This window comes from Clostridium estertheticum (assembly GCF_011065935.2).
Lineage (GTDB): Bacteria > Bacillota > Clostridia > Clostridiales > Clostridiaceae > Clostridium_AD > Clostridium_AD estertheticum_A.
Genome location: NZ_JAAMNH020000001.1, coordinates 2,231,406 through 2,256,556, shown reverse-complemented (window position 1 = coordinate 2,256,556; position 25,151 = coordinate 2,231,406). Strand labels below are relative to the sequence as shown.

Genomic DNA, 25,151 nt, shown 5'->3' with positions numbered 1-25,151 from the left:
AATATATGTATATACATATACTATAGTGAAGTTGAATTTATGTCAAGTTTCCCCTTCCTTACTGCCTAGCCTTATCGTTCTTATCGGAATATTTAGATCTTTTTTTTGCAAGAGGAGCATCACTTAAAATATAATTTTTTAAATCACTAAAGTTAAAAGGAGAAATAGGTGAAAGATATGGTACTCCATAGCTTTCAGTTGAAAGCATGGTAATGAAGATAATAGTAAATCCCATTATAAATCCAAATAACCCCAAAATTCCCGAGAGGATAATAAGTACAAATTTAAATATTCTTAGTGGAGCTATTATGGTATAGTCTGGAGAGATGAAAGAGCACATTGTAGTTAAAGATACTAAAATAACTAAAAGGGAACTAACGAGGCCTGCTGAAACTGCTGCTTGCCCAATAACAATTGTTCCAACAATGCCAATGGCGGGACCTATTTGTTTTGGAAGTCGTATACTTGATTCTCTAAGTATTTCAGCTACGAATTCCATTAATAAGGCTTCCACCATTGAATTAAAAGGAACCGAAGTTCTTGATTGGGCTAAAATTAAAATGTATTCAGCTGGAAGAATATCTGAATGAAAACTAACCGCGGTAACATATAACGCAGATAAGGTTAAAAACATAAACAGTGCTGTTAGTCTTATTATTTTTGAAAATATACCCAAATAGGTATTGTCATAATGATCATCCCCTGAATCTAAAAATTCTAGAAAACCTCTTGGAATAATTAATACTAAATTACTTCCCTCAACAATAATACAGATCTTCCCCTCCAAGAGACAAGCACATGCCTTATCAGACCTCTCGGTAATTCCAATTTGAGGAAATAACTCAGAGGGCTTATTTCGTAAAAATTTTTGAATAGACCCTGATTCAATTATTCCATCTATATGGATTTCCTTTAATTTATTTTTTACCTCATTAACATATTTAGGATTTGCAATATCATTGATATAAACAACTGCTACAGCAGTTTTAGTTCTTTCTCCTATTGAAAGCTTATCAACCTTCAGTGACTCATCTTTTATTCTATAACGTATTAATGATAAATTAGAATCAAAGTTTTCATTAAAGGAATCCTTGGGCGCCTTAAGTGGACTTTCGAGTTCAGGTGAGGATATATTTCTTTTTTCAATTTTCTTTGTATTTGCTATTATATATTTTTCATCATTAGGTATAAGAATAACTGTATTACCTTTTAAAATATAATCAACTATTTTATTTTCATCATAATCCAAAGTAATTTCATCAATAAAAATAATTGAATCAAATATTAAATCAATAGTTAGCTCCCCATCAACTTTATTTTGTAAAATTGGTTTAATAATGCTACTCGAGACACCTTCTCTATCTGTAATATCTTTTAAATATAATGTGTATACCTCTGTTTTTGAAACACACAGCTTCCTAATTGATATACCTATGTCATTTTTCTTTAGTTCATCTAATTTATCAAAAAATCCATTGTTACATTTCATGCTATCCGACCTTTATCATTTACTTTTAGCTTTGGTATCTTTCAAATTTGTATTTATAATTTTTGTGTTAATATTTACATTTACTTCTGCACTGGTATATTTATGTTTCCAATTTATTGTTTTATAAATTTTAGGATTCTGAGCTCTAAAATAATTCATAAATCCAAAGGTATCACAGGCATAATCATTTTGAGACCTATCTATATTTTCAAGAATATCCTTTTTGACATTTTCAGATATTTTATTCTGCAGTTCCTTTTTATTTTCATCACTAATAGGCTTCATATCATATTGGTATTGTAGTGACGCATCTAAATTTAAATCAATATTAATAATAACCTTATCATTTTTGTAATCTGTTTTTATATTTCTTTTTTTAGCAAATACTTTAAAAATGGACTTATTTTTATTATCATTTAAAGATATACTCTCTGTTAATATTGGTTTTTCGTTCAGTAAATATAATATTCCAGTGGTATCTTTAACTTTTATAAAATCAACCAATTTAAAATTTTTCATAACTCCAAGGCCTAGGTATCTTATACCTTCCTTCTCTATTCCTATATATGGTATAAAAAAACCTACTCCTTCAATATTTTTATAAGAAATCATATCCATAATTTTTGTATATATGGCAGCACTGTTTTTAGTTAAAATTTTGATATTATCCTCAATATAAAAACCTGTTCCCAGCTTTCTATTTCCTGGGTAGCTTAGTATTTTTTTTGCGGGCTCCCTACTTATAACAACTATAAGGTTTTTTCTGTAATCATAAGTACTATCAATTCTGCTTAAATAGCTAGCTATTCCATTTTCAGCATATGACTTTCCAAAGACTACCACTCTTGTTTCCCCTAGAAAAAAGGTTTGCGTAACTTCTTGTTCTATGTTTGCTCTCGCGCTTTCAATATCATTACCAATACCTGAGTATTGAAAAAAACTTTGCGGTGATCGCTGTGCTTGTGCTTCTCCCCCCCCTCTAAGAGCTACAAACGCTGTAGCTTCCCCTGTAATTTCAACATTTTCATCAATTTTATCAACCCCAACTGAAAGTATAAAGCTTTTCTTGTTAGCATCCTCAAAGTCCCAACAACCTGCAAGTGTAATAATAGTCATTAATATTATCAATAATATACTAAACTTTTTTATCATATTTCTTCACCTTCGTTATTATTACGAGTATCAATGGGATAACTAATACAGTAAAAATACTAAGATACCCAGTAAATTTTATTATTTTTTGTACATCCTCCAGAGTTTTTGGAAGCAGTGATGTAAAAAATCCTATTACTATAACGATAAAGGCTAATTTGTTAAATGAGATTTTTTTAAACCATTTACTAAGGAGAAAAACAGTGGCATATGCATTGATTAGTATTGAATTGAAAATAGCCATTATCCATGCAGCTATAAAAAACCCATCAAGTCTGCTTAAAAATTCTAGAAATTCGATGTTAATTCTTCGTATTGTTGCCAAAAGTGCATCGTTATAATATATAATACTATCTACTCCTAAAACTGAAATACAGGATTCAACAATAAATATGTAAAAAAGCCCTATAAAAATTATCATAAAAGTCACATACTTAAATACCTTTTTATCATTTATATTTTTATTAAATGGAATAAGAGCAATTGCCTCTACGCCTACTAATAAAGCGAATATTGATGTAGGAATTGCTTTTAGATAGGCTACTATTCCTACAGGTGGTACAAAGGGTCTTAGATTATTAAGGTTACCTTGTGTAGAAATAAGAGTATGTATAATTAAAGCTAAAAAAATAATTATCATTCCATATAGCTCGCAAATCCTTCCAATGCCCTTTAATTTTTTAGTAATTGCATAATAAGAAATTAATAATATTATTAATGCTAAAACACTTGTTGGGGTTTTTATTAAGACGCTTAAGTTAATTACTTCACTTGAAGCTCTGCTTACCATGGTAAATAAAGAAAAAAAGTATATTATATAGATAAGTATCAATATATTTCCTATGAATTTTCCAGTTAGAAGGACACTATAATCATAAATTGTTTTTTCCTTGTGGACGTATCCAAGGTATGTAAACATATATCCAGCAATAACTACTATAACGGTTGTAATAAGTAGAGGGATCCATCCACCAGTTCCACTTACTTCTGCAATATCCTTAGGAAGACTCATAATACCGTATCCTATTATTCCCCCAAAAACCATAAAAGCAATTTGTCTATTAGTAAGATGTTCATTCATATTTTATTACACCACTTTACAAATTTTATATTTTAACACTTAATTTATTATGTTCTAACCAATATAATTATATTCAAACAAGTTTTTGACTCATTCCATGCTATACATTTTTTATAATCAAATCCCTTATACTTGGAATTTATGTTATAATTAGTATATAAATAAACTATAAATTAGTAAACGCTTGTAAATTATGGCGAAGTAAAGATTATTTATATGTTATTAAGTGGAGGTATATATATATGGGAAAAGAATTATCAGAAATGACGCTAGAAGAATTGTGGGAGCTATTCCCTATCATCTTAAAAGAACATAATACAGATTATACAAATTGGTATGAAATTGAAAAACAAAGACTTTTAAATTGTATTGATAAAAAAGATATCCTACGCATTAATCATATAGGAAGTAGTGCCATTGAAGGCTTGATTTCTAAGCCAACAGTCGATATTTTATTGGAAATAAATAATGAAAGCAATCTTGAACAATTAACAAATACCCTACTAGATGATGGTTGGATATTGATGTCATCGCAAAAAAATCCATGTATGCACATGGCATTTAATAAAGGATATACAAAAGAAGGCTTTGCAGAAAAAGTATATCACTTGCATGTTCACTACTATGATAACTGGAATGAATTATATTTTAGAGACTACCTTATGGACCATGAAGAAGTTGCTAACGAATATGGTAAACTTAAATTAAGACTAATAGAGAAATATGAGCATGACCGAGATGGATATACAGATGCTAAATCTGATTTCATTTTGAAATATACAGAAAAAGCAAAAGAAGAATATGCTGATAAATATAACCCATATTAAAAGCTGTGAATTTAAAATTCACAGCTTTTATTTCTTTAATCATTATAATTCAAAACTGCAGTCATGTGCATGAAAAATCTTTTTTCTTTTTCCTATTCATTACACCCCATTATATTAGTGTTTACCTTTTTTTCTATCTTTCCCCTTTACTGGTTTAGTAACATGAACAATCTTTTTACCTTGGCTGATAACTAAGTCTATTTTACCACCCTTTTCATAGGGTGTATTTACCCCAGGTGTTTGACTAATAACTAATCCCTTATCAATACTATCACTATAATTATTTGTTATATTACCAAGCAAAAATCCATTATTAGCAATGGTCTGCCCTGCAATATCTTGAGTATTCCCAATAAGTGATGGTACAAATTTCTTTTCAACTACTGGTAGTGCTTTTGGCACGGTAGCTTTTGGAGCGGTAGCCTTCACAATGGGAGCTTGCATATTAGTAGGCGTCTTACTGGATAGAAGTTTCCCTAAAACGGAAGCAAACATAATTAAAATAATTGATGCAATAATTATCATTGCCTTTTTATTCTTACTTACTTTCTTTTTTGCAGGCACTACTGCTTTATCTGATTTCATCATCATTGTTTTTTCATCTTCTGAAGCTTGACTCATAACTACTGTGAAGTCATTTCCTATATCAGAAACTGCAGCTTTGCTCATAATCCTTGTAGCATCGTCTGGACCCTTGTTTATGTTAATTTTAAAATTAGGATATTCCTTAATTGTCTTTAAAATGTCTGCCATTTCCCTAGCCGTTTGGTATCTTTTAATAGGTTCTTTTTGCATGGACTTTAGAATTATTTGGTTTATATTTTCAGGTATATCTGTAAAGATTTCTTTGGGCGGAATAACAGGCCCTTGGATATGCATCATAGCTATGGAAATAGAGCTTTCTGCATTATAAGGTACTTGCCCTGTCACCATTTCATACATAACAATACCTAAGGAATATATATCTGTTCTACAATCTACAAAATTTCCTTTAGCTTGTTCTGGAGAAAAATAGCGTACGGTTCCCATAACATTTTGGGAGTTGGTTACGGTTCTTGAATCGGCAACCTTAGCTATTCCAAAATCCATAACCTTAACCATATTGTCTTCCATTATCATAATATTATCTGGTTTTATATCTCGATGAATTATATTGTTTTTATGAGCACACTCAAGTGCTTTAGCTACTTGAAAAACAATGTCTAAAGTCTTCTGAGAGTCAAGTCTACCATTTTCCTTTATTATTTGCTTTAATGTTTTCCCATCAATATATTCCATAACTATAAAATTAATCTGCTTTTCTGCACCAACATCATGGACATTTACAATATTGGGATGTGACAATCTCGCAACTGAAGTAGCTTCCCTTTTAAACCTAGCAACAAAATCTTCATCATTACTTAACTCTGCTTTTAATATCTTTACAGTAACAAATCTATTTAATAAGTGGCACTTTGCTTTATATACAGTTCCCATTCCACCTTCGCCAATTTTCTCTAATAATTCATATCTATTTAAAAGTAATGTTCCTATCATATATTTTTGTCCTCCTTGATGCATAGTAATTTATACATTATACCATAGCTTATGAACATATTACTTGAAGTATGTTTGGTCATTTGCCAAGGCTGATAATATTGGAGGCCATCAAGAAATCAACTTTAGGATACCAAGCGTCTTATATCCATGATGCCGGGCCTTGTATTTTAACTATGCGTATGGCTTTTAATAAGTTTAAAGAATTTCCTTGTAAGTCTCTTAAATTCGTTGCTGATGGTTATACAACCCAATAATAAGGTACTATAGCTTATTCAGCTTTAATGCCTCTTTTTGAACTCAATTGGTGTACACCCTTCTATCTTTCTAAACATAGAGCAAAAATAGCTTGTATCATTAAAACCTACATTAAAAGCTATCTGATTTATTTTCAGGTATTTGTTATTAATTATAACCTCCTTTGACTTTTGAATTCTCAATTGATTTAAATATTCGAAAGGAGTAATTAAGTATGCTTCTTTAAATATTCTACAAAGATAATACTTATTTACATTGACCTTTTCTGCCATTTCCTCTAAAGTAATAATTCCACTATAGTTGTTTTCCATTAATGTTATTACTGGCTGTAATTTTTTATAAAGGTTTAAATTACCTTCCTTAAAGGAATTCTCTTTCAACTCACTCATTTTAATCAAGAATTTATATAATAAGCTTGATGCACTTACATGTTTTTCCTTATCTGATAATGACAAAATCTTATATATATCTTCTATAATGTAGTCAATATCTTTTTTTTGACTTAAGTTAATAATCTCCCAATTGTTTATGTTCATGTAGTTTAGTAAGCCATTAACTGCTACTCCATTGAAGGTCATCCATTTTGTAATCCAAGGTTCTTGTATAGGAAAGTACTGATGAGGTATATCCCTTCTAAAGAAAAAAGCAGTATTAGGCCCTATTTCGTAGCTTTTTTCATCAATAATAAATTTCCCTCTTCCTTCAACACAATAACTCCACTGATAATCATGATATCCATTATTTCTTACCACACCTTTCTCTATGTATTCTATGCCCATTCCAGTTATAAAAAAGGGCAAATCCGTAATATTTTTATGTAATATTGGGAATAAGATCAGATTTTTCATTTTTTCCCCCTGTGCAATATCGTCATATTTTTATCAATATTCTATGATTTACACCTCTTAAATTAACATTTATAATTGTTTTATAAACTTAATATAATTATATATTTAAAAACTACTCTGTTCAACATGACAATTTATATTACAAAAAAAATATTTTATTTTGGGGTGATTAAAATGGTAAATGTAACTAAATATTATGAAGATTTGACGGTCATGCAGCTTAATAGGGAGGGTCCAAGGGCATATTATATACCTTATAGTTCTGAGGGCACAGCCTTCTCTAAGAAAAGAGGCCACTCTCCCTTTTATCAAAATTTAAACGGTACATGGAAATTTCAATATTATTCAAGTGTAAATAATGTAGTAGATGGTTTTTATGAAGAAGCTACAGATGTTAGCAGTTGGGATGACTTAACAGTTCCTTCCTGTTGGCAGGTAAATGGCTATGATAAAAATCATTATACTAACGCTAATTATCCTTTTCCCTGCGACCCGCCTTTTGTACCAAATGAAAATCCAGCAGGAACCTATGTCACTGAATTTAATGTGTCAGAAAAGTGGGATAATAAATCAAAATATATAGTTTTTGAGGGAGTTAACTCCTGCTTTTATCTATGGATTAATGGGAAGTTTGTTGGCTATAGTCAAGGAAGCAGAATGCCTTCTGAATTCGACATTTCTACCTTTGTGCAAAGAGGTAAAAATAGAATAGCAGTTATGGTACTTAAATGGTGTGATGGGTCCTACTTAGAAGACCAAGACATATGGCGTTTTTCAGGTATATTTAGAGATGTGTATCTACTTGCAAGAGACTTAAGCCACATAAAGGATGTTTTCTTAAAACAAACTCTCTCAGAAGATTTTAAGTCAGGCATTTTAAATTGTGAAATAGATACAATTGGAAGTACGGAAATATTAACAATATTAAAAGATACAAATGGGAATATTATTGCAAATGAAAAATCAAATATTAGTGGCAAGGGTAATATAATCCTTCAGGTTAAGGAACCTATTCTTTGGAATGCTGAGAATCCCTACCTCTATAATTTATTTATCTACATTGGCAATGAAGTCCTACATTTTAATACAGGATTTAGACGGGTTGAAATAAAAGCAGGTATCTTCACGGTTAATGGAAAAGCTATTAAATTAAAAGGTGTTAATCGTCATGATTCTCATCCTGAGCTTGGTCAAACTATACCAATAAATCATATGAAAAAGGACCTAATGCTTATGAAGAGTCATAATATTAATACCATACGGACCTCTCACTATCCAAATGACCCACGTTTCTTAGATTTGTGTGATGAGTATGGTTTTTATATTGTAGATGAAGCAGACCTCGAATGCCATGGAGTTGATAATACAGGTGATTTCCACATGCTTACTAAAAATCAGCATTGGGAGAAAGCTTTCCTAGACAGAGCAATACGTCTGGTAGAAAGAGATAAAAACCACCCCTCAGTAATCATATGGTCATTGGGAAATGAGTCTGGTTATGGTATCAACCATATCACCATGGCTAAATGGACAAAGCATAGGGATGATTCAAGGTTATTACACTATGAAGGCGCTGCAGAAATCTACAAAGGAAGTACAGAGGTTGGTTGCTTGGATATGGAAAGCAGAATGTATCCTTCAGTCCAATTTATTGAAGAATACTCTAATAAGAATGAAAATAAAAAGCCGCTCTTTTTGTGTGAGTACTGTCATGCTATGGGTAATGGCCCTGGAGACTTGAAAGATTATTGGGATATTATTTATAAATCTCCTAAGCTTATGGGTGCTTGTGTATGGGAATGGTGTGATCATGGGATTAAAACTACAACAACAGTTGGAAAAGAGTTTTATGCCTATGGTGGGGATTTCGGTGATAACCCTAATGACGGAAACTTCTGTTTAGATGGTTTAGTATATCCTAATAGACAACCTCACACCGGACTTCTTGAATTAAAAAAGATAATAGCACCAGTTAAGGCTCTGGCAGTGGATTTATCAAAAGGCGAAATTAAAATTACAAATTTATATGATTTTATTGACTTATCTCATCTTTCTCTTGTATGGAACATAGAGAGGGATGGAATTGTAGTGGAACAAGGAGAAATTTGTGACCTTACAATTCCAGCTGGAAAATCTGAAATACTCTATTTAGGTTATAAATTGCCCCAAACTTCTGATAGTAATTACTTTCTTACGGTATCCTTTATACAAAATAAGAACACTCTATGGCAAGAAAGAGGCTACGAAGTAACCTTTGAACAATTTCAGCTACCTGTAGAGAAAATAAGAGAGACAAAAAATGAAGATGTATCTGATATTAAGGTAGTTCAGAAAGAACATTTAGTAACTATTGAAGGCTTTGATTTTTGTCATACTTTTGACTTATATTCCGGAGGATTCGTTAGAATAACAAAAAATAATATGAACTTTATAAGCGCTATGCCTAAGTTCAATATCTGGCGTGCACCTATAGACAATGATAGAAATATAAAATCAAAGTGGATAGAGGAAGGTTATGATAGAGCAGTTATGCATGTTTATAATTCTAAGATTTATAACCTAACAGAAACTTCTGTGGACATAGTCCTTGATTTTTCTCTTGGTGGATATAGCAAACTTCCTATTCTTCATGGAAACGCAATCTGGAGTATAACCGGAACAGGTGAAATTTCTCTTAGTACTAAAGTTAAAGTCAGAGAAGAGCTCTTATTCCTTCCAAGGTTTGGCTTGCAGCTACAGCTACCTAAAAGTAATGAAGAAGTAGAGTATTTTGGTAATGGCCCACATGAAAGCTATGTAGATAAATGTCAAAGTGTAAAGAAAGGAAGATACTTAACTACTGTTGATAATATGTTTGAAAATTACTTAGTTCCTCAGGAAAACGGCTCGAGATATGACACTGAGTGGTGTACAATTACTAATGAACTTGGAATGGGATTAAAATTTACTAGCTCAGAGAATTTTTCCTTTAATGCTTCCCATTATACACCAGAGGATTTAACAGCTGCAAAGCATCCTCATGAACTTCAAAAGAGAAAAGAAACTGTGATAAATATCGATTACAAAATCAGTGGAGTAGGCTCTAATTCCTGTGGTCCACAGCTTCTAGATAAATATAGATTAAATGAAAAGGAATTTGAATTCACATTAAAAATTATACCTTTATTTAAAGAAGATTAAATTACACCCTATATAAAATATTAGACGTCAGTTTCACTTTGAAATAAAGCTTAATTGACGTCTAGTTTTTATTATATTAGTTTGCAGGTTGTTTATAGAATAGGTAGGCTGTAGCTATTAATACGCATAAATTCATAATAGAGGTTCATACTTTCCTTAAATTTGCGCAATTGCTTTTACTGATACTGCATACTCTGACGGCGTCATATTGGTGGATTTTTTAAAAGATCTTGAAAAATAGTGTAAAGAATCATACCCAAGTTTTTGAGAAATCTCTGTAAAATTGTTTTTCCCTTCTCGAATCATCTTTTTTGATTCTTCAATTTTAAGATTCTTAAAATAAGCCATTACCCCCTGATTTGTACCCTTCTTAAAAGCAGTTTTTAAATGAGTTCTTCCCATTGCAAAAGTATCACAAATATCATTAAAGCCAAAATTTTTATCTACATTTTCTTTTAGATATTCTATAATATTGTGTACAATATCATCTTCCATTCGTTCTTTTGTTGCAAAGGAAAGTCTCTCTCTATTCATTATGGAAACATCTTCACGAACAAGTTCTATTAAAAATATTTCAAGGTAATTTTTAATTAGCTGTTCGGCTCCAAAGTTTTCATTTATAGTACTGGACTCTCGTTTAATCAGTTTGGTGTAAATCCTACCTAAATTATTGGTATATGCTGCTTTTGCTTCTTTAACAAGCTCTGCCAGTCTATTTTTTTTCATATATGAAAGTTTTAAAATTTTATTTTCAAAAAATTTCATAGATTGGGACATACATTCAAAGCTTACTACCACAATGTTAGGTGCTACTGTTCCATTTGCCCACACACTATGGAATTCATTAGGTTTATGAAATACAATATCTCCTTGTTCCAATTTATATCCTTTTGTATCTGCCATTATTTCAACCTCACCTTTATCTACATACAGCAATTCCCAAAAATCATGTTTTTCTCCTTTAAAAACATAATCACTAGCAAATTCAAAATAATGTATTGTAATAATTCTTTCTATAAGAATCACTGTTTCTATTGTTGTTTTAAAAAATATAGCATCCACAATTTCACCCTCTCTGTTACCTTTTTATTTACCAAAAATACAAAAAATGTGACCATACCTCTAAATCTAAATATTGTGGTAAATCATATAATTATTATAACATAAAGGAAGGCTAACCCTTACTTATAAAAAGGACCGAAATAGTCTACCAATTAAATCATCTTATAAAAATGATAAAAAAAGATTGATACACATCCCATCAATTGAGGATGTGTATCAATCTTTTTATTTTGCTCTATACATTTTATTTTTTTAATTCATTAATAAAGTCCCTCATATTAATCACTCTATTCTCAACTCTGGCTTTTTCTGCTGCAAAAGCAAGTAAATGACTTTGAACAGAAGTAATTGCCGAAGTACGGCCTTCCACTTTTCCATCTGATTGTACAAGTTTAACAAAATCTTGCATTATTCCATAATCTCCGCCGCCGTGACCACTTGCACTATTGCTTAACTTTATAACATTTTTGTTCCCTGTAATAAAATCAATGATTTCAATTTCGTTTCTCTCCATTGAACCTCTAATTTCTCCTTTAGTACCCATGAATTTCATTGTTCTGCTGCATTCTGCTGTAAAAGCACACATTGTAAAAGCAACAGTAACTTCATTTTCAAATTCCATATTTACCACTTGATGATCTACAACATCATTATCACAATGATATACACATCTTCCATAAGGGCCTTCTTTTAAGGCTTGTGTTCGGGCTTCTAAGCTTGTATCTGTACTAATTACAGATGAAGGCCAGCCGATATTAGATGTAAGATAGGTTTTCGGTCCATAGTAAGGACATTCCTTTGCCACGAGGCAACCATCTAGACATCTTTTTGGCGCTCCTACTGGTGCATTTTCAGATTTAAAGTAAGTAAGAGATCCGAAGGAAGAAACAGATTTACATTCCGCATCAATGAGCCATCTCAAAATATCCATATCATGACAACATTTTTGTAAAATCATAGGACTAGATTCCTTTGAATTTCTCCAGTTTCCTCTAACAAAACTATGTGCTTGATGCCAATGGGCTACATTTTCATTATGTTGAACAGAAACAAGTCTTCCAATTTTTCCTTCTTCTAATATTTTTTTTAATGTAAAAAAGAAGTTGGTATATCTAAGCACATGACAGATTGAAAAGACTCTTCCATTTTTTTCTGCAGCTTCACCCATTTTTATACATTCACCAGGTTCTATGGACATAGGCTTTTCAAGTAAAACGTGATACCCTAGTTCTAAAGCTTTCATTGTTGGCTCAAAATGCATCTGGTCCTGTGTACATATAAGCACTGCATCCGCCATTTTAGGTTGCTCTAATAGTTCCTTCCACCCAACAAAACAAGCTTCCTCCAAAATTCCATGTTCATTTTTAAATTTATCTCTTCTATCCGTTAGTGGTTCTGCTACTGCAATAAATTGAATTTCATTTGGATTATCTAGTGCATACTCTCCATAGCCTGTCCCTCTATTTCCCGCACCTATAAGTACTGCTGTAATTTTTTTCATCATTAATTCATCTCCTAGCCTAGATATTTTTTATTTTCGGTTTAAAAACAAGGCCCTTTAAGTATTAAAAATTGCATATACATTATAATGCTTAAGTTAATTTTTGTGTTTTACTTTAATCTTATTTTACATTTAATGAAGGGTTTTATCTTTATCTTGGTGGTCTTATTATTTGCACTTTTGGTCAGTAAATTTTTATAAAATAGATTAAGTATATAAGAAAACTATCTTACTAACCTCAAAGGTATCACCTAGGTCTATTACTAAACTTTGAGGCAATATCCCACTTTTGTCCCATGGTATGTTCCAATATGTTTCCACATTACCATCTAGTACGTTTGAGGCACTACAATCTTCTGATTGAGTTTCTTCAGCGGTAGCAGTGGCTTCCATTTGTGATTGTGGTATTTTAAGTTCAAAGGCTAATTCATTTACATTGGATGGCTCTGAAGATATTGCATTCACTACATCTAAGTTTGTACCTATTATAGTTGAACTTTCTAATTTTAAATTAACAATTCCATCTGTCTTTGATCTTAACCTCACTGTTGCAAGTACTCCACTGCCGCCAATACCTACTTCACTTGCAACCATTGTGTAGGCTACAAATATTTTTCCACTCTTATCCTTACAAGCAGAGGTTAAATCCTTTAATGGTCCATTTTCAAAGTAAGCTGCATTTTTAGGGCACTTTAGTTGGCAGTCTTTTAGTAGTATTACTAAATCATCTATTCATAGTTTAAAAATTATAATTTAAGTTCCATTTTCAATCAGTGATTACTTTCAGTATGGGTCTTAATGAAAATTTATAAATAATATATAGTTCCAGTATAGTTTACTTCTGAGTCTTCTTCATACTCTACATAGTCAATACATGCACCTCTAAGCTCTAAAACGTTTTCGTGTATATCAAATCCTTCTATACTTATTGTTTCTATTACATTTTTTTCATTAACACATGTAGCCAATGTATAATAGTATTCTTCTTCTTCATTATATATAATTGCTGTATTTAGTATTTTAAAGGTTGCTTCTCTTCTAATAAGTCTATCCACATTAATAATTTCCGCAAATTCGATTTTTTCTACTCTATCATTGTTATTTATGTTTTTAAATATATAACTCATCCCTATACCTTCCCTTCAATATCAAAATAGTAATTCTAGCTTAAATATTTCACGTGCCTCATTATCTGCTTTTTAAATATATAATTTAGTATAGTATACAAATTTCAATAACATTCTTAATCATAGTTAAAAACTTTGGTATAGATTTAGGTGGAGAGTAGTTCACAAGAATTTCTAATATGCAATCAGAGATTTACTCGGAAGAAGAAGAAGGCACTGCCTTTACAACAATACCTTAACTCCTTCATTCATACTAGGCTTCTTCAAAAATTGGAGCATCAATAAGTGTAGCAAATATTAATTCATGGAAATGGCCATCATTAACAGAAGTTTCAGCTTCTACAAAATGGACATGCTTGCCATCACCAACAGGTATCTGTAGGCCAGAAGTTGCTTCAAATTCATGAAAGTGATCAAAAAAGTCTGTTCTTCCTTTAACTTTATGAACATGTCCACATTTAACTGGTATTGCAGGACTTGATACTCCAGCAAATCTATGATTATGAGGATCATCCTCTAATTCAGCTAATCTAGTGCTACCTTCAAATTCGTGGTCGTGAAGTTGTTTTTCTTTTTTACAATGATCCATATCATCCTGTTTCTTTTCACAATCACACCAATCTTTATTTTTTTCATTCTTTGACATTGACATCGCCCCTTGTCCTTCGACAGTATATAATATGTAGCTTATTTGAAAATGACACTCCTTTCGCAAATACTGAGGATAGTTATCGATAGCGCAAGGAATAAGACAACCCATTGTAACAATACAATTAAACCAGCATAATATAAAGGGTGAATATTATTTTGGAGGTACTTATGTACAACTACCGTAGTAAAGACTATGAAAATCTCGGACAGAATATTCCCATGACGGATATGCCCATGAAGGATATGCCTATGACGAATATGCCTATGGCGAATATGCCTATGACGAATATGCCTATGATGAATATGCCTATGATGAATATGCCTATGATGAATATGCCTATGATGTGTATGCCTATGATGTGTATGCCTATGATGAATATGCCTATGTATGATGAAGATGATGAATATGATGAAGATGATAAAGATTTAAAAGGCATGTATCCTAAGATTTATATGAGGATACATCCCATGGTAAAGCATCATTGTGATATGATGGAGTCCATGCATGGCACAATGTATTGCCCTAGTAAGGAAGAAATGGATCATATGTGTAAAGAAGTATGTGACAAGTACGAAGAGAAGCATAAAGATGACGATGATCGCAATGATAATAATGATATGAGACAAATACTCGGAATAGGCAGAAGAGGTCCAATTGAGGATTTAACCAGAGTACTGTTTATCAGAGATTTACTTGGAAGAAGAAGAAGAAGACGTAGAAGAATGTTCGATCATGAATTCCATCATGGATTCGATCATGAATCCCATCACGGATATTAGGATTAACGGCTGATAATATGATGAAATGAGCCCAGTCATCGTATAGCGTACAAATGAATTAAGCGATAGTTAGTAGCCATTCTCCTCAAGAGATTGGCTACTTTTATATTTTTTTATATTCATCTGTTCTTTTGTTAGCTAATGGTATTTTCCCCAACTTTTAATTTGATAAGCATATCTGAATAAATTCATTAATTTATGTGATTGCATAGTTATTTTACTCTATTAATCTCAGCAATTAATTTGTCTATAAAGTCAGAAATCTTAAAGCCACCTCTTTCACTAATCATTTCAATGGTAGCAAGACTAGCCATAGTTTTAAAAAGTATCGGGGACTTTAATTTTTCAAATTTTGGACTTAACGATATTAAAAAATCCTTTAAAAATGGATATTCCTTAACTAAACTTCCAATTTTTGTTTCTTTGTTAATATTATATTTATTCTTTTCAATTTCTAAAGTATCATGCTTTTCAGAAGAATTTTCTAAGTTAGTTGAATCTTTTTCATCATTATTTTCCCAAGTTACAACCCTTTGACTACCAGTTAAACTTCTAATATGAGTAACGTCCTGCATCATTTCGAGGACACCTTTAAAATTACCTTCTTCATCTCTTACAGCATTATAAATTATATATATAAACTTTCCTCCAATTTCAAGCCAGAATTCAGCTTCATCTTGTTCACCGTTTTTGAATGCTTTAATAATTTCTTCTACTGTATGAACACTTTCTCTTGGGTGACAGTTCTGAACTGCCCTTCCAATTACTCCTGCACTTCTTGGGAAAACTCTATGTTTTGTATCACTATAGAATTTAACTAACTCATTTTCATCTACATAGGATAAATCAACAGGTAGATGCTTAAATATTAAGTTTATTTGCTTTAGTGTAAGGAGTCCTTGACTCACATTTAGAACTTCGTCCTCTTTCATGGAAGAAGAAACTCCATGCCTCTCAAGCACAGCTGTAAGATCTTTAAGAAGGTCTATATTTGAACTATTATTAAAAGAAGTACTGCTCTCTGGTATGTTATGAGTTTTAAAAGATGGTGGATTATCAACTAAGCAATATCCAATTTCATCATCACCAATTCTCATTTCAGAAAAGTCCTCATTAGTCAATAATTCAATTGAAGTAGGGAAGAGAATTTCAGTTTCTTTAACCATCATATCCCTTGTCATCTCAATTACTTCAGGCTGCAGTGCTAAGAATTCCTTATCATTATCCTCTTTTAATAGAAGTTTGGATTTTCTTATGATATCTTTTATGTTATTGTCTAGTGTCCACATTATTTTCGAGGGCTTATCAAATCCATTTTTCTCAAGTGCAGTGAATAGTTGATTTTGTTTTCTACTAAGATGGATACTTATTTGACTTAACTTACCATATAATTCAAGCCATTGATTTTTAATGAACTTTTTAGTTAGTAAGGTTTCCATAGATGAAAGAATTTTACCTATCTCTACGGTTTCATCTATATATGTTCTTATTGGATGTCCTTTGGGAAGATCTAGCTTATTGGAAACAAGAATACCTTCAAAGATTTTCAAAATATCTTCTATTCTTTCAGCTAACATATCGTCGTCAATACCGTGAAATTGTAGTTGTTGTTCAGCGATTGCAAACTCCTGCGCAGTGATTTTATCAAAAGAATCTCTCATTCTCTTTTTAGCCTCGTCTAATGAAATCTTGTTATTAAGAAAATCTAACTTGATATCAATCATCTTTTTGATTCTCGCATTATCAACAATAAGATGCTTGTTCATTTCAATACTATTTAATTCTGTAAAAGGGAAAAAGTAAACATGATACTCTTCGTCACTAATCTTCTCAACATATTTGTCAAAGCCCTTGCTTTCCATCATTTTATACATAGGAAATGGTTCAAAATCTTTAATAACATGTATGCCTTCATCGGGCTTTAAATTTTCAATAGCTTTTGTGATACAATCCCTAAATGTCTCATGTTCTCCTCTTCCATCAATAGTAATATATATAATATTTTTTTTCATACAAAATACTCCTTTCAATATTGAATTTTCAAGTAGTTAATTTATAAATTCAATTGAAAATGATTCTCAGTGTTTAATATAGTCTATCACACTTTACATATAATAAATATGATCTTAATCACAAAATACGTAGTGAAGTCGACACCTAATGTAATTTTTACAATTTGTACAAATCGAATGCAATTATTACAGAATTTGTGCGGAAAGCCCACTCTCTTTAGGTGTGGGATGGATAGCACTACTAAAATATACCATTAGACATGGTTATTTTAGTACGATATAATATACTTAGGTTTTGAAATGAGCCATATACTATCGTTAATGTGTCAATTGTGATGCTTGATAGTGAAATTCTTGGGGAAAATAATCAGTGATATTAACTTTCGAGTTAATATAGAAGTTATTTAGTACGCAAGAACCCCATTCCTTTAGGTGCGGGAGTTTCAGTATACAATTTAGAACATTAATAAGCGACAGAAAATAATGGATAGGATTAAATACCTATCCAAATATCAGATTATTTTTTAATTATGTGGCATTCATGCAAGTTAGATAATAATACTTTAATAATGGCGTAAATAGGGACAACAGCAAAGGCTGCTAAAGGGCCTCCTACTGCAACTGCACCTATTACTAAGGAAATGTCCGTTAAAGGGTGAATTTCCATTGCGTGAGACATAATTGCAGGAACAACAACTCTCCCTTTTAAGGTCTGCACAATCATGAACACAATTACAAGTTTTCCTATCATAACAAATCCCATACTCAAAGCTATAATAAAAGGAATAATCATTGAAATAAAAAAACCTATAAAAGGAATAAACGCCAAAATAAAAGTTATCGAGGAGAAAAGTAGAGCATTAGGAATACCTATGATTTTATAGCCAACAAATATCATAATGGATAAAGCGAGAGCCACTTTCGATTGACCTGTAACATAAGCACCCAAGACCTCATCGCTATCAGATAGACTTTTTGATACGATTTTTTTATATTTTCAGGAATTATGCACATAATTCTATCTTTAAATTTAGAGCCATCTTTAAGCAAATAAAATACTATTATCAACATAAGTAATAGTGTTGAAAAAGTATGTAGTACATACTTTATTACAAACATAAGATTATAAACCAAATCCTTGGTATAAATATTAGCTATATTAGCAAATGCTTTATTAACTTCTCTGGCAGGTATATATTTATATATGTTATTCATTAATTGATTATAAGAGGTTTGATTTTTAACAATACTGATTAGTTCTTCTATTGTTCCATCAAACTGTGTTGCAATATAATTACTAAAAAAAGTTATACAGCCTGTAGCAATGAATAGCCCCAGTATTAAGGTTAATAGAGCTGAGACGCTTGGCTTTAATCCATTTTTCATGAAAATTGTATTTATTGGTTTTATAATATAAAACAAAAACACAGAAAATATAAAAGGGATTAAAAAGGATTTGAAAAGTATTCTTATAATCCTATGAACAAAAAACATCTTACTGAAAAGAATTATGCTCAAAAAAAATAGATTAATAATTAATAACTTTTTTAGTATGTTATCTTTAAACATAGCTACCACTTCCTAATTTTTAGTAAATACAATATAGTTTGAGCATCTGAAACTCTCACGCCTAAAGGCATGGGGTTCTTAGGTACTAAATAACTTTCTTTAATATCACGAGTGACATTACCACTAATTATTTTCCCTAAGAATTTTACTATCAAGCAATCCATTGACCACATTAGCGGTAGTATGCCGCCCGTTTCAAGACGTTTTATTATATCCTAAACTCCTACACTACTTAAATTTTCTAATCCTTGCAATCTTACAATTTCTCTATTATGTAGTTCTAAAAACTTATCAAAACCTTTGCTACAATTATCAAGATGTATGCTACATAAATCTTCACTTACATTTTTAATTAAGTATGCTGAATATATATCTCTTTGGACTTTGATTTGTTTGCCATTATACTCAAAATAATTCCACCTTTGAGATAACTTCTTTTTCTTATATTCTTGGTCTAAGTGATTGTACTGTGAAGCTTTCACTTGCCTTGTATTAATTTCAATGTATTTTCCACCTTTAACTTTTAACTTATTATATAATATTTCTAAGAATTTACTAGGTGATTTATTTGCTAATGATTTGCCATATCTCTTTTTCTTGTTGATTTTTCCTGTTTTCTCATTAATAGTTGTATTTTTAACACGTTTTTGTAGTCCTTTAAAATTCATTTGTTCAACATAGACTACATTGCATTTTTTTACTATTTCATTGGTCATTACATTATGATCTTGCTCTCTTATGTCCTTTTGTTTCCTATATATGTCCTTAAGCCTATACTTAGCTTTAACGTATTTCTTTGAATATTTCCATTCTAATTTAGCGCCTTTTTTAATCATACCATCTTCATTAAAATTATTAGGATTAGTGCTTCGTTTACTTCTATCCAAGAATCTTTGTATTCTTCGTTTTTTATTTTCAATATTCTGTACACGTGGAGCCAATTCGTATAACTTAACATGATAATTAGAAACATACGCTACTGTTTGTGTGCCTATGTCAATTCCGCAATTTCCACTTCCTATATAATTTTTAATTTCTCCCGTCTCTTTGTTAAGCTTAACAGGAACTACTCCATCTAAAACTATTTGAAGTATATATTTATATTTCCCACGTACAAATTTTCTTTTAACCCTACAGAAACATATTCTATTTTTCAAAGCATCTATCTCATATTGGTTATTTATATTAAGCATTGTTTCAATCTCTAACCCAATCCATTTAAAAGTATTTGTGACCATATCATATCTTATCCCAGTACCATTAGATTTGCCTTCTAATGAATTTACCGGGTTATTCTGGCCTTTGAAATGAACTTGTTCACCTTTACTAAATAGATTTGTTTCTAAAGCTTTCCATACTCTTGATGCAACCTTCTGAGCAGTGAAACTATCCATATTGTCTTTAAATGTATGTTGCATTGATTTTACATCTTCATGAAGTGAATATTCAGTTAGCCTAAATTCTTTAAGCATTTCATTTTTAATATAAAAACATGGAGCGCAAAGCTTATTAAGCTCTTTCTTATCGCATTTACTTTTATAAATATTTGATAATTCAGATTGATTATTTCTCCATTTTATAGTTTTACTCATCTCATTATACCTATTTAAGGCTTTACCTAAAATTGAATTATAAATCTTCCTGCCAATTTCAAACCTTTTATCCAATATCTTTTCTTCAAATTTTTCTGTTTTAAGATTTAGATTTAATATGAATCGTTGCTTAGCTTCTTTTTTTGCCACTAATATCCACCTCGCATTCTATTAACATCTTGTTTTTGTTCTTACATATTTTTTAATGCTTTCACTAATACACTAGGTATTAATAATATTTTTCTCATATACCTTGGACAATATACAAAATAATAAAGTTATTTTCATATGTTATAAATGTTTTTATACACTTATTGCTATTTATAATCATTGTCTTGAATATCTTCAAGTGCTATCCATCCCACACCTGAAGCAGTGGGCTTTCCGCACAAATTTTGTAACTACGCTCTTATTCATAAATTTGGTGCCACCCACGTGGCAAGTGGCAAGTGGCAAGTGGAAAGTGGGAAAAAAAATAATGGATAGACACTAAATGCCTATTCACCATATTTTTGAATTATATTTAATATTTATAGGTACTGCCTATTTTATAGGTCCAATTTTAAATCTAATTAAATTTGACAACGTTATTTACCATGCTTAACTCTGCAAAGGCAATCGTATCCTCATATTGCTAGATACTGCAGTTAAGTGTTAAATAAATTTTAATTAAATTTAACAAGATTCTAATTAGATTTATATAAGCTACTTTGAAGTCAAAATTGTTCCAGATAATAAATAACTAAAGTAGAATTATTTTTTAAAATAGTTCCCTATTTTTTCTTTGATTTTATTAATAGTAGATTCAGTTAGTGTCTCCGCGATATCTTTAGGTTCCATACTTGTTATCTTCCATGAATTAATTTTACATGCTCTCATAATTTCATTTACTACATCTCTATTTTCACTCTTTTCAGCCCCCCAGCTGAGCATAAGTAGTCCATCCTTCCCACCACTAACAACCAGTTCTATTTCTACCTTATTGTCATCAATAAATTTCATAATAATAACTGACATAAGGGTTGATGAAATTCTTTCATAATAGCTTTCTCTCATTAGTATTATTATATCTCCATGGCTATAAATATGTGGCTTACCTATGTTTGTTTCGTCCTTTTGATTATATAAAACATCACTTATTCTTCTGATATTTTCTCCTTCTACAACCAAATTACCTATATTCATATGTATATCTCCTCCTCGTATTTAGAAATTCTTTAACTTTATTTTATCATAGTAGCTTATTTAAATTTTAAATTTGATATAATATATAAATATTTACTTGCTTGATTATAAAATAAATGGAATAAAAGGTCCGAGATTATATTTTTTATAATACTCGGACCTTTTTAATATTTGAGTTTATTGAATGTTATGGAAGAATATCCTTTTTACCCATAACATCAATGTCAATTACGCCTCCTGATATTTTCTTGCTTCAAAAGAATATATTAAATTTTGAATTATCCATATTGTTCCAATGACTATAGGGACTACCATTGGTACATTTATAAACATAGATACTATCATACTCATTGTAAGAGCGGCCGCATATACAATTTGCATTCTATTAAAGGTTGCATAGCTGCAAATATAAGTCACCCATTTCTCTCCATCATCTAATTTATCAAAATACTTCTTTTCTGCTCCATTTTCATATAGGTTCATTTTTCTATTGGGGTTTAAATAATTGAAATATTTCATGGTGGTGGATAGTAGAAATCCTACAATAAATATAAAAAGTGTAGGAACAAAAATCAAATATAATTTCCCCTTATCAAAGCTATTATTTATAACTACTGCAGCCCATGTTAACGCTATTATTAGTTGTATTGTACATATTAGTATAGTATTCGAAACCTTTCTATTAAGAGCATTAGGTATATTGTCTAAATCAACTTTTATATAATTTGATCTTATATGAATTAAAGTTGCCAAAAGATAAATTATAATAATTAAACTCAACACAAACAACGCTTTAAAAAGGAAATTGTTTATATTTCCACCAAAAGATATGTCTACTCTTGATATTTTATTGGAAAGCCCGCCTAATATTCCACCAACTATCATGGATATTATCATTACTATTATAAAATTTCTATACTTTTTTATTACCATCTTCAATTTCATTTACCCCCTCTAAATAAAATATTTCTTCAACACTAACTTTCAATACTTTCGATATTTTTAAAGCCAGCAATATGGAAGGAGAATTATATTTGTCATTTTTATAATAATAATTGTCATTATTAATATTATTGTTGTCATAACTATAAATAGAATGGATGAAAAAGCTGGTAGATGTTATGTATACAAAAAAATATAGCTAGGTTTGTTTATACAAATCCAGCTAATTTAAATTTTAAAACCTCAATAAATTAAAAGCCACCTTTTTATCTAGCCTTAGTTATTGCTTTTATTAATGATTTTTTCTATATTTTAGAATATTATTTGAGTATTTACAGTAGTTTAATATAAGGTATTTTAAATCACCAAAGGGGGTGGAAATTACGAGGACATCGTTTAAGAAAAGAAATCCAATAGCGCTTTGGTTGATACCCTTTATTCTTGTAATTGCAGCACTTATATATATGATTTTTGCTGTTTTCTCGAATTTTGAAACCACCTTAAACAAGCCCCAATATATTGCAAATGGTCAACAATACGATGCATTAATAAGTGGAAATGATTTAGTATCCTATTCAAATACGTTTTTAGGGATGTTGTACTTATGGGGTGGGACAACACCAGCGATACTTGACACTACTGGAAAATATATAAGTGGTGGATTCGATTGTTCAGGGTTTGTGCAGTACATTTATAAAAACTTTGGTATAGATTTGCCTAGAACAACTATGGATCAGGTAAATAAGGGTGTATCTGTTAAAATAAATAATCTTGAAAAAGGTGATTTAGTCTTTTTTATGACAAACCCAGCCCGTCCCTATGAAGTATCCCATGTTGGAATATATATTGGGAATCACAAATTCATACATTCTCCTAACGCAAGGGATGTTATAAAGATATCTGAATTAACCGGGTATTACAAAGATAAATTTGTAATAGGTAAAAGATTGATTCATAGATGAGTAGGCTGGTGTATAGAAAGTTCATTTCTATACACCAGCCTCTTTTACTTCATAACCTTTCTTATAAATTCTTTATAGAGGATTTGTGGCTTGACATAACAGATTGGAAATAGGTAAGTAAAATTCCAATGAGCAAAAGAAAAATGTTTAAAAGGAAGGGAAGCCTACGATCTATGCCAGATAAAATTCCCGCAATCCATCCAAAGGGAGATGTAAACGCAACGACGATTACATACAATATAGCCATTATTCTAGCTCTTTCCTGTGGATCTACTAGAAGTACTTGCATAGAATCAAGAAGTGGGCTTATAAGGGATATACTGCAGGCCTCTAAAATTATGCTTATTATTAGTATGAAATATCCACTATCTGGAGTTATAATTAAGAGGATTTGACTAATTATGAACAAGGAGAACCCAATAATCAAAGGCTTCTTAAATCTTAAGGCTCCAATTTTATGTACTAAGGTAAAGAAGAATACAATCATAACTGAGGCACGTATAAAAGGAAATATCCCTATAAGACTAGCTGGTATATGAATTCTTTCAGTTACTATAATCGCCCAGAAGGTATTATTAACTACCCCTATTATACTCATAATAAGCATAATTCCTAAAGTAAGTAAGGTTTCTGGGGTTTTAATTATTTGAATAAAAACTGTAGAATATCCCCTAAGTAAAGTAGTAATATTTGTGTGTTTGGTTTCTTCCATTCTAATCTTCCCTTGGGCTGTTTCTGTAGAATACTTATTAAGTATTAAGAATTTAGAGGTCATTATAACAAAAGAAATTATATAAAGGACTCTAACCGTTGGTACCAATTCAAATTTACCTATAAAAATTCCTGATATTGGTGCAAAGAATGCAGCACCCAATCCTAAAATATAAACCCAGGTGTATATATTTACAATTTGCTCTTTATCACAATCCTCAACTAATAGACAATTCCATGAATTCATTGTGACACGGGAAATGCTATTTATTATAGCCGCAAGCACAAAATGAGAGAAGTTCCTAGAAAAAGCCCATATCAAACAGGGAATGCTCCAGGATAAAATATCAAAAATAAAAGTAGTTCTCTTCCTTCCTAGCTTGTCTGTAATTACTCCTCCAAGAAGTGAAAAAATAATTTGAAAAAACATTCCTATACTGGCTGTAAAACCAATTTGGCTATCTGTAAGTCCCAAAGTGTACATATATATAGAAACATAGGGAGCAAATAAATTAAAAGGAATGCCCCATAGTGGTTCAGTGTAAACGCAAGCTCTAGGGTTTCCCTTTAAATGCATTAAAGTATGAATTAGTGGATGTTGTTTTCTCATAACTCTTTCCTTTCCATTTATCTTTTTATCTTTTATATTGATTATAGTATAAATTTGTATGTTTATCAAAATTATT

19 protein-coding genes and 1 pseudogene are annotated in these 25,151 nt (G+C 30.8%); 4 read left to right on the top strand and 16 right to left on the bottom strand.

Translation table 11 applies throughout. The annotated features are described in order from the left end of the window. Positions 1 to 58 precede the first annotated feature (58 nt). The 3 genes from G9F72_RS10490 to G9F72_RS10480 are packed head-to-tail and all read right to left on the bottom strand — an operon-like array spanning position 59 to position 3,722. Positions 59 to 1,489, bottom strand: a complete 1,431-nt coding sequence (locus tag G9F72_RS10490; protein ID WP_164956368.1) for a spore germination protein — start codon at positions 1,487 to 1,489, stop codon at positions 59 to 61. Positions 1,490 to 1,504: 15 nt separating this feature from the next. Continuing rightward, positions 1,505 to 2,641 carry a Ger(x)C family spore germination protein gene (locus G9F72_RS10485; RefSeq protein ID WP_164956367.1) on the bottom strand — a complete coding sequence of 379 codons (1,137 nt, stop codon included), beginning with the start codon at positions 2,639 to 2,641 and terminating at the stop codon, positions 1,505 to 1,507. After that, positions 2,625 to 3,722 carry an endospore germination permease gene (locus tag G9F72_RS10480; RefSeq protein WP_164956366.1) on the bottom strand — a complete coding sequence of 366 codons (1,098 nt, stop codon included), beginning with the start codon at positions 3,720 to 3,722 and terminating at the stop codon, positions 2,625 to 2,627. Before G9F72_RS10480 ends, G9F72_RS10485 begins: the two co-directional genes overlap by 17 nt. 242 nt (positions 3,723 to 3,964) lie before the next feature. Between G9F72_RS10480 and G9F72_RS10475 the strand changes: the two genes are divergently transcribed. Then, on the top strand, positions 3,965 to 4,549 hold the full coding sequence (locus G9F72_RS10475) for a GrpB family protein (protein ID WP_164956365.1): 585 nt from the start codon (positions 3,965 to 3,967) through the stop codon (positions 4,547 to 4,549). 114 nt (positions 4,550 to 4,663) lie between these two features. Here the strand turns inward: G9F72_RS10475 and pknB are convergent, their stop codons facing one another. Both pknB and G9F72_RS10465 read right to left on the bottom strand, forming a co-directional pair. Further along, positions 4,664 to 6,085 (bottom strand): Stk1 family PASTA domain-containing Ser/Thr kinase, encoded by a 1,422-nt coding sequence (pknB, locus tag G9F72_RS10470; RefSeq protein WP_164956364.1) that lies wholly within the window; start codon positions 6,083 to 6,085, stop codon positions 4,664 to 4,666. Between the two features lie 281 nt (positions 6,086 to 6,366). Continuing rightward, entirely contained in the window at positions 6,367 to 7,191 is an 825-nt protein-coding gene (locus tag G9F72_RS10465; protein WP_164956363.1) for an AraC family transcriptional regulator, read from the bottom strand. Between the two features lie 174 nt (positions 7,192 to 7,365). Here G9F72_RS10465 and G9F72_RS10460 point away from each other — a divergent pair, with 174 nt between their 5' ends. Next, positions 7,366 to 10,371: a glycoside hydrolase family 2 TIM barrel-domain containing protein gene (locus G9F72_RS10460; RefSeq protein WP_164956362.1), complete on the top strand. Its 3,006-nt coding sequence runs from the start codon at positions 7,366 to 7,368 to the stop codon at positions 10,369 to 10,371. Positions 10,372 to 10,527: 156 nt separating this feature from the next. On the opposite strand, the gene G9F72_RS27390 is transcribed toward G9F72_RS10460, so the two are convergent. The 5 genes from G9F72_RS27390 to G9F72_RS10435 all read right to left on the bottom strand — a co-directional run bounded on the left by G9F72_RS27390 (position 10,528) and on the right by G9F72_RS10435 (position 14,650). After that, positions 10,528 to 11,433 carry a helix-turn-helix domain-containing protein gene (locus G9F72_RS27390; RefSeq protein ID WP_224676067.1) on the bottom strand — a complete coding sequence of 302 codons (906 nt, stop codon included), beginning with the start codon at positions 11,431 to 11,433 and terminating at the stop codon, positions 10,528 to 10,530. Between the two features lie 244 nt (positions 11,434 to 11,677). Next, positions 11,678 to 12,937 carry a Gfo/Idh/MocA family oxidoreductase gene (locus G9F72_RS10450; RefSeq protein ID WP_318010947.1) on the bottom strand — a complete coding sequence of 420 codons (1,260 nt, stop codon included), beginning with the start codon at positions 12,935 to 12,937 and terminating at the stop codon, positions 11,678 to 11,680. Positions 12,938 to 13,141: 204 nt separating this feature from the next. Beyond that, entirely contained in the window at positions 13,142 to 13,528 is a 387-nt protein-coding gene (locus tag G9F72_RS10445) for a discoidin domain-containing protein (protein WP_164956361.1), read from the bottom strand. Positions 13,529 to 13,740: 212 nt separating this feature from the next. Then, positions 13,741 to 14,061, bottom strand: coding sequence for a hypothetical protein (locus G9F72_RS10440; RefSeq protein WP_164956360.1), 321 nt, complete (start codon positions 14,059 to 14,061; stop codon positions 13,741 to 13,743). A gap of 253 nt (positions 14,062 to 14,314) precedes the next feature. Continuing rightward, a complete protein-coding gene (locus G9F72_RS10435; RefSeq protein ID WP_187356042.1) occupies positions 14,315 to 14,650 on the bottom strand; it encodes a YmaF family protein in 336 nt (111 codons plus the stop codon). A 230-nt stretch (positions 14,651 to 14,880) separates the two neighbouring features. Here G9F72_RS10435 and G9F72_RS10430 point away from each other — a divergent pair, with 230 nt between their 5' ends. After that, a complete protein-coding gene (locus G9F72_RS10430; protein ID WP_164956358.1) occupies positions 14,881 to 15,492 on the top strand; it encodes a hypothetical protein in 612 nt (203 codons plus the stop codon). 212 nt (positions 15,493 to 15,704) lie between these two features. Here the strand turns inward: G9F72_RS10430 and G9F72_RS10425 are convergent, their stop codons facing one another. From G9F72_RS10425 to G9F72_RS10405, 5 genes and pseudogenes are all read right to left on the bottom strand, one after another. Beyond that, positions 15,705 to 17,504 carry a PAS domain-containing protein gene (locus G9F72_RS10425; protein WP_164956357.1) on the bottom strand — a complete coding sequence of 600 codons (1,800 nt, stop codon included), beginning with the start codon at positions 17,502 to 17,504 and terminating at the stop codon, positions 15,705 to 15,707. A gap of 517 nt (positions 17,505 to 18,021) precedes the next feature. Beyond that, positions 18,022 to 18,998, bottom strand: a pseudogene (locus G9F72_RS10420) (AI-2E family transporter). 290 nt (positions 18,999 to 19,288) lie between these two features. Then, on the bottom strand, positions 19,289 to 20,815 hold the full coding sequence (locus G9F72_RS10415) for a transposase (protein WP_164956356.1): 1,527 nt from the start codon (positions 20,813 to 20,815) through the stop codon (positions 19,289 to 19,291). 603 nt (positions 20,816 to 21,418) lie between these two features. Beyond that, the gene (locus G9F72_RS10410) at positions 21,419 to 21,850 is read right to left on the bottom strand and encodes a hypothetical protein (protein ID WP_164956355.1); all 432 of its coding nucleotides are present in this window, start codon (positions 21,848 to 21,850) and stop codon (positions 21,419 to 21,421) included. A 228-nt stretch (positions 21,851 to 22,078) separates the two neighbouring features. Continuing rightward, positions 22,079 to 22,783: a DUF3169 family protein gene (locus G9F72_RS10405; protein WP_224676281.1), complete on the bottom strand. Its 705-nt coding sequence runs from the start codon at positions 22,781 to 22,783 to the stop codon at positions 22,079 to 22,081. Positions 22,784 to 23,166: 383 nt separating this feature from the next. Between G9F72_RS10405 and G9F72_RS27385 the strand changes: the two genes are divergently transcribed. Next, positions 23,167 to 23,754, top strand: a complete 588-nt coding sequence (locus G9F72_RS27385) for a C40 family peptidase (RefSeq protein ID WP_224676066.1) — start codon at positions 23,167 to 23,169, stop codon at positions 23,752 to 23,754. A gap of 61 nt (positions 23,755 to 23,815) precedes the next feature. Here G9F72_RS27385 and G9F72_RS10395 read toward each other — a convergent pair whose 3' ends face one another. Further along, positions 23,816 to 25,144 (bottom strand): MFS transporter, encoded by a 1,329-nt coding sequence (locus G9F72_RS10395; RefSeq protein WP_224676065.1) that lies wholly within the window; start codon positions 25,142 to 25,144, stop codon positions 23,816 to 23,818. Between the last annotated feature and the right edge of the window lie 7 nt (positions 25,145 to 25,151).

Coding starts and splice junctions, on each gene's coding strand:
- G9F72_RS10490 (WP_164956368.1), bottom strand. CDS start 1,489: ATGAAATGTAACAATGGATTTTTTGATAAATTAGATGAACTAAAGAAA.
- G9F72_RS10485 (WP_164956367.1), bottom strand. CDS start 2,641: ATGATAAAAAAGTTTAGTATATTATTGATAATATTAATGACTATTATT.
- G9F72_RS10480 (WP_164956366.1), bottom strand. CDS start 3,722: ATGAATGAACATCTTACTAATAGACAAATTGCTTTTATGGTTTTTGGG.
- G9F72_RS10475 (WP_164956365.1), top strand. CDS start 3,965: ATGGGAAAAGAATTATCAGAAATGACGCTAGAAGAATTGTGGGAGCTA.
- pknB (WP_164956364.1), bottom strand. CDS start 6,085: ATGATAGGAACATTACTTTTAAATAGATATGAATTATTAGAGAAAATT.
- G9F72_RS10465 (WP_164956363.1), bottom strand. CDS start 7,191: ATGAAAAATCTGATCTTATTCCCAATATTACATAAAAATATTACGGAT.
- G9F72_RS10460 (WP_164956362.1), top strand. CDS start 7,366: ATGGTAAATGTAACTAAATATTATGAAGATTTGACGGTCATGCAGCTT.
- G9F72_RS10450 (WP_318010947.1), bottom strand. CDS start 12,937: ATGATGAAAAAAATTACAGCAGTACTTATAGGTGCGGGAAATAGAGGG.
- G9F72_RS10445 (WP_164956361.1), bottom strand. CDS start 13,528: ATGGTTGCAAGTGAAGTAGGTATTGGCGGCAGTGGAGTACTTGCAACA.
- G9F72_RS10440 (WP_164956360.1), bottom strand. CDS start 14,061: ATGAGTTATATATTTAAAAACATAAATAACAATGATAGAGTAGAAAAA.
- G9F72_RS10435 (WP_187356042.1), bottom strand. CDS start 14,650: ATGGATCATTGTAAAAAAGAAAAACAACTTCACGACCACGAATTTGAA.
- G9F72_RS10430 (WP_164956358.1), top strand. CDS start 14,881: ATGTACAACTACCGTAGTAAAGACTATGAAAATCTCGGACAGAATATT.
- G9F72_RS10425 (WP_164956357.1), bottom strand. CDS start 17,504: ATGAAAAAAAATATTATATATATTACTATTGATGGAAGAGGAGAACAT.
- G9F72_RS10410 (WP_164956355.1), bottom strand. CDS start 21,850: ATGAATATAGGTAATTTGGTTGTAGAAGGAGAAAATATCAGAAGAATA.
- G9F72_RS10405 (WP_224676281.1), bottom strand. CDS start 22,783: ATGGTAATAAAAAAGTATAGAAATTTTATAATAGTAATGATAATATCC.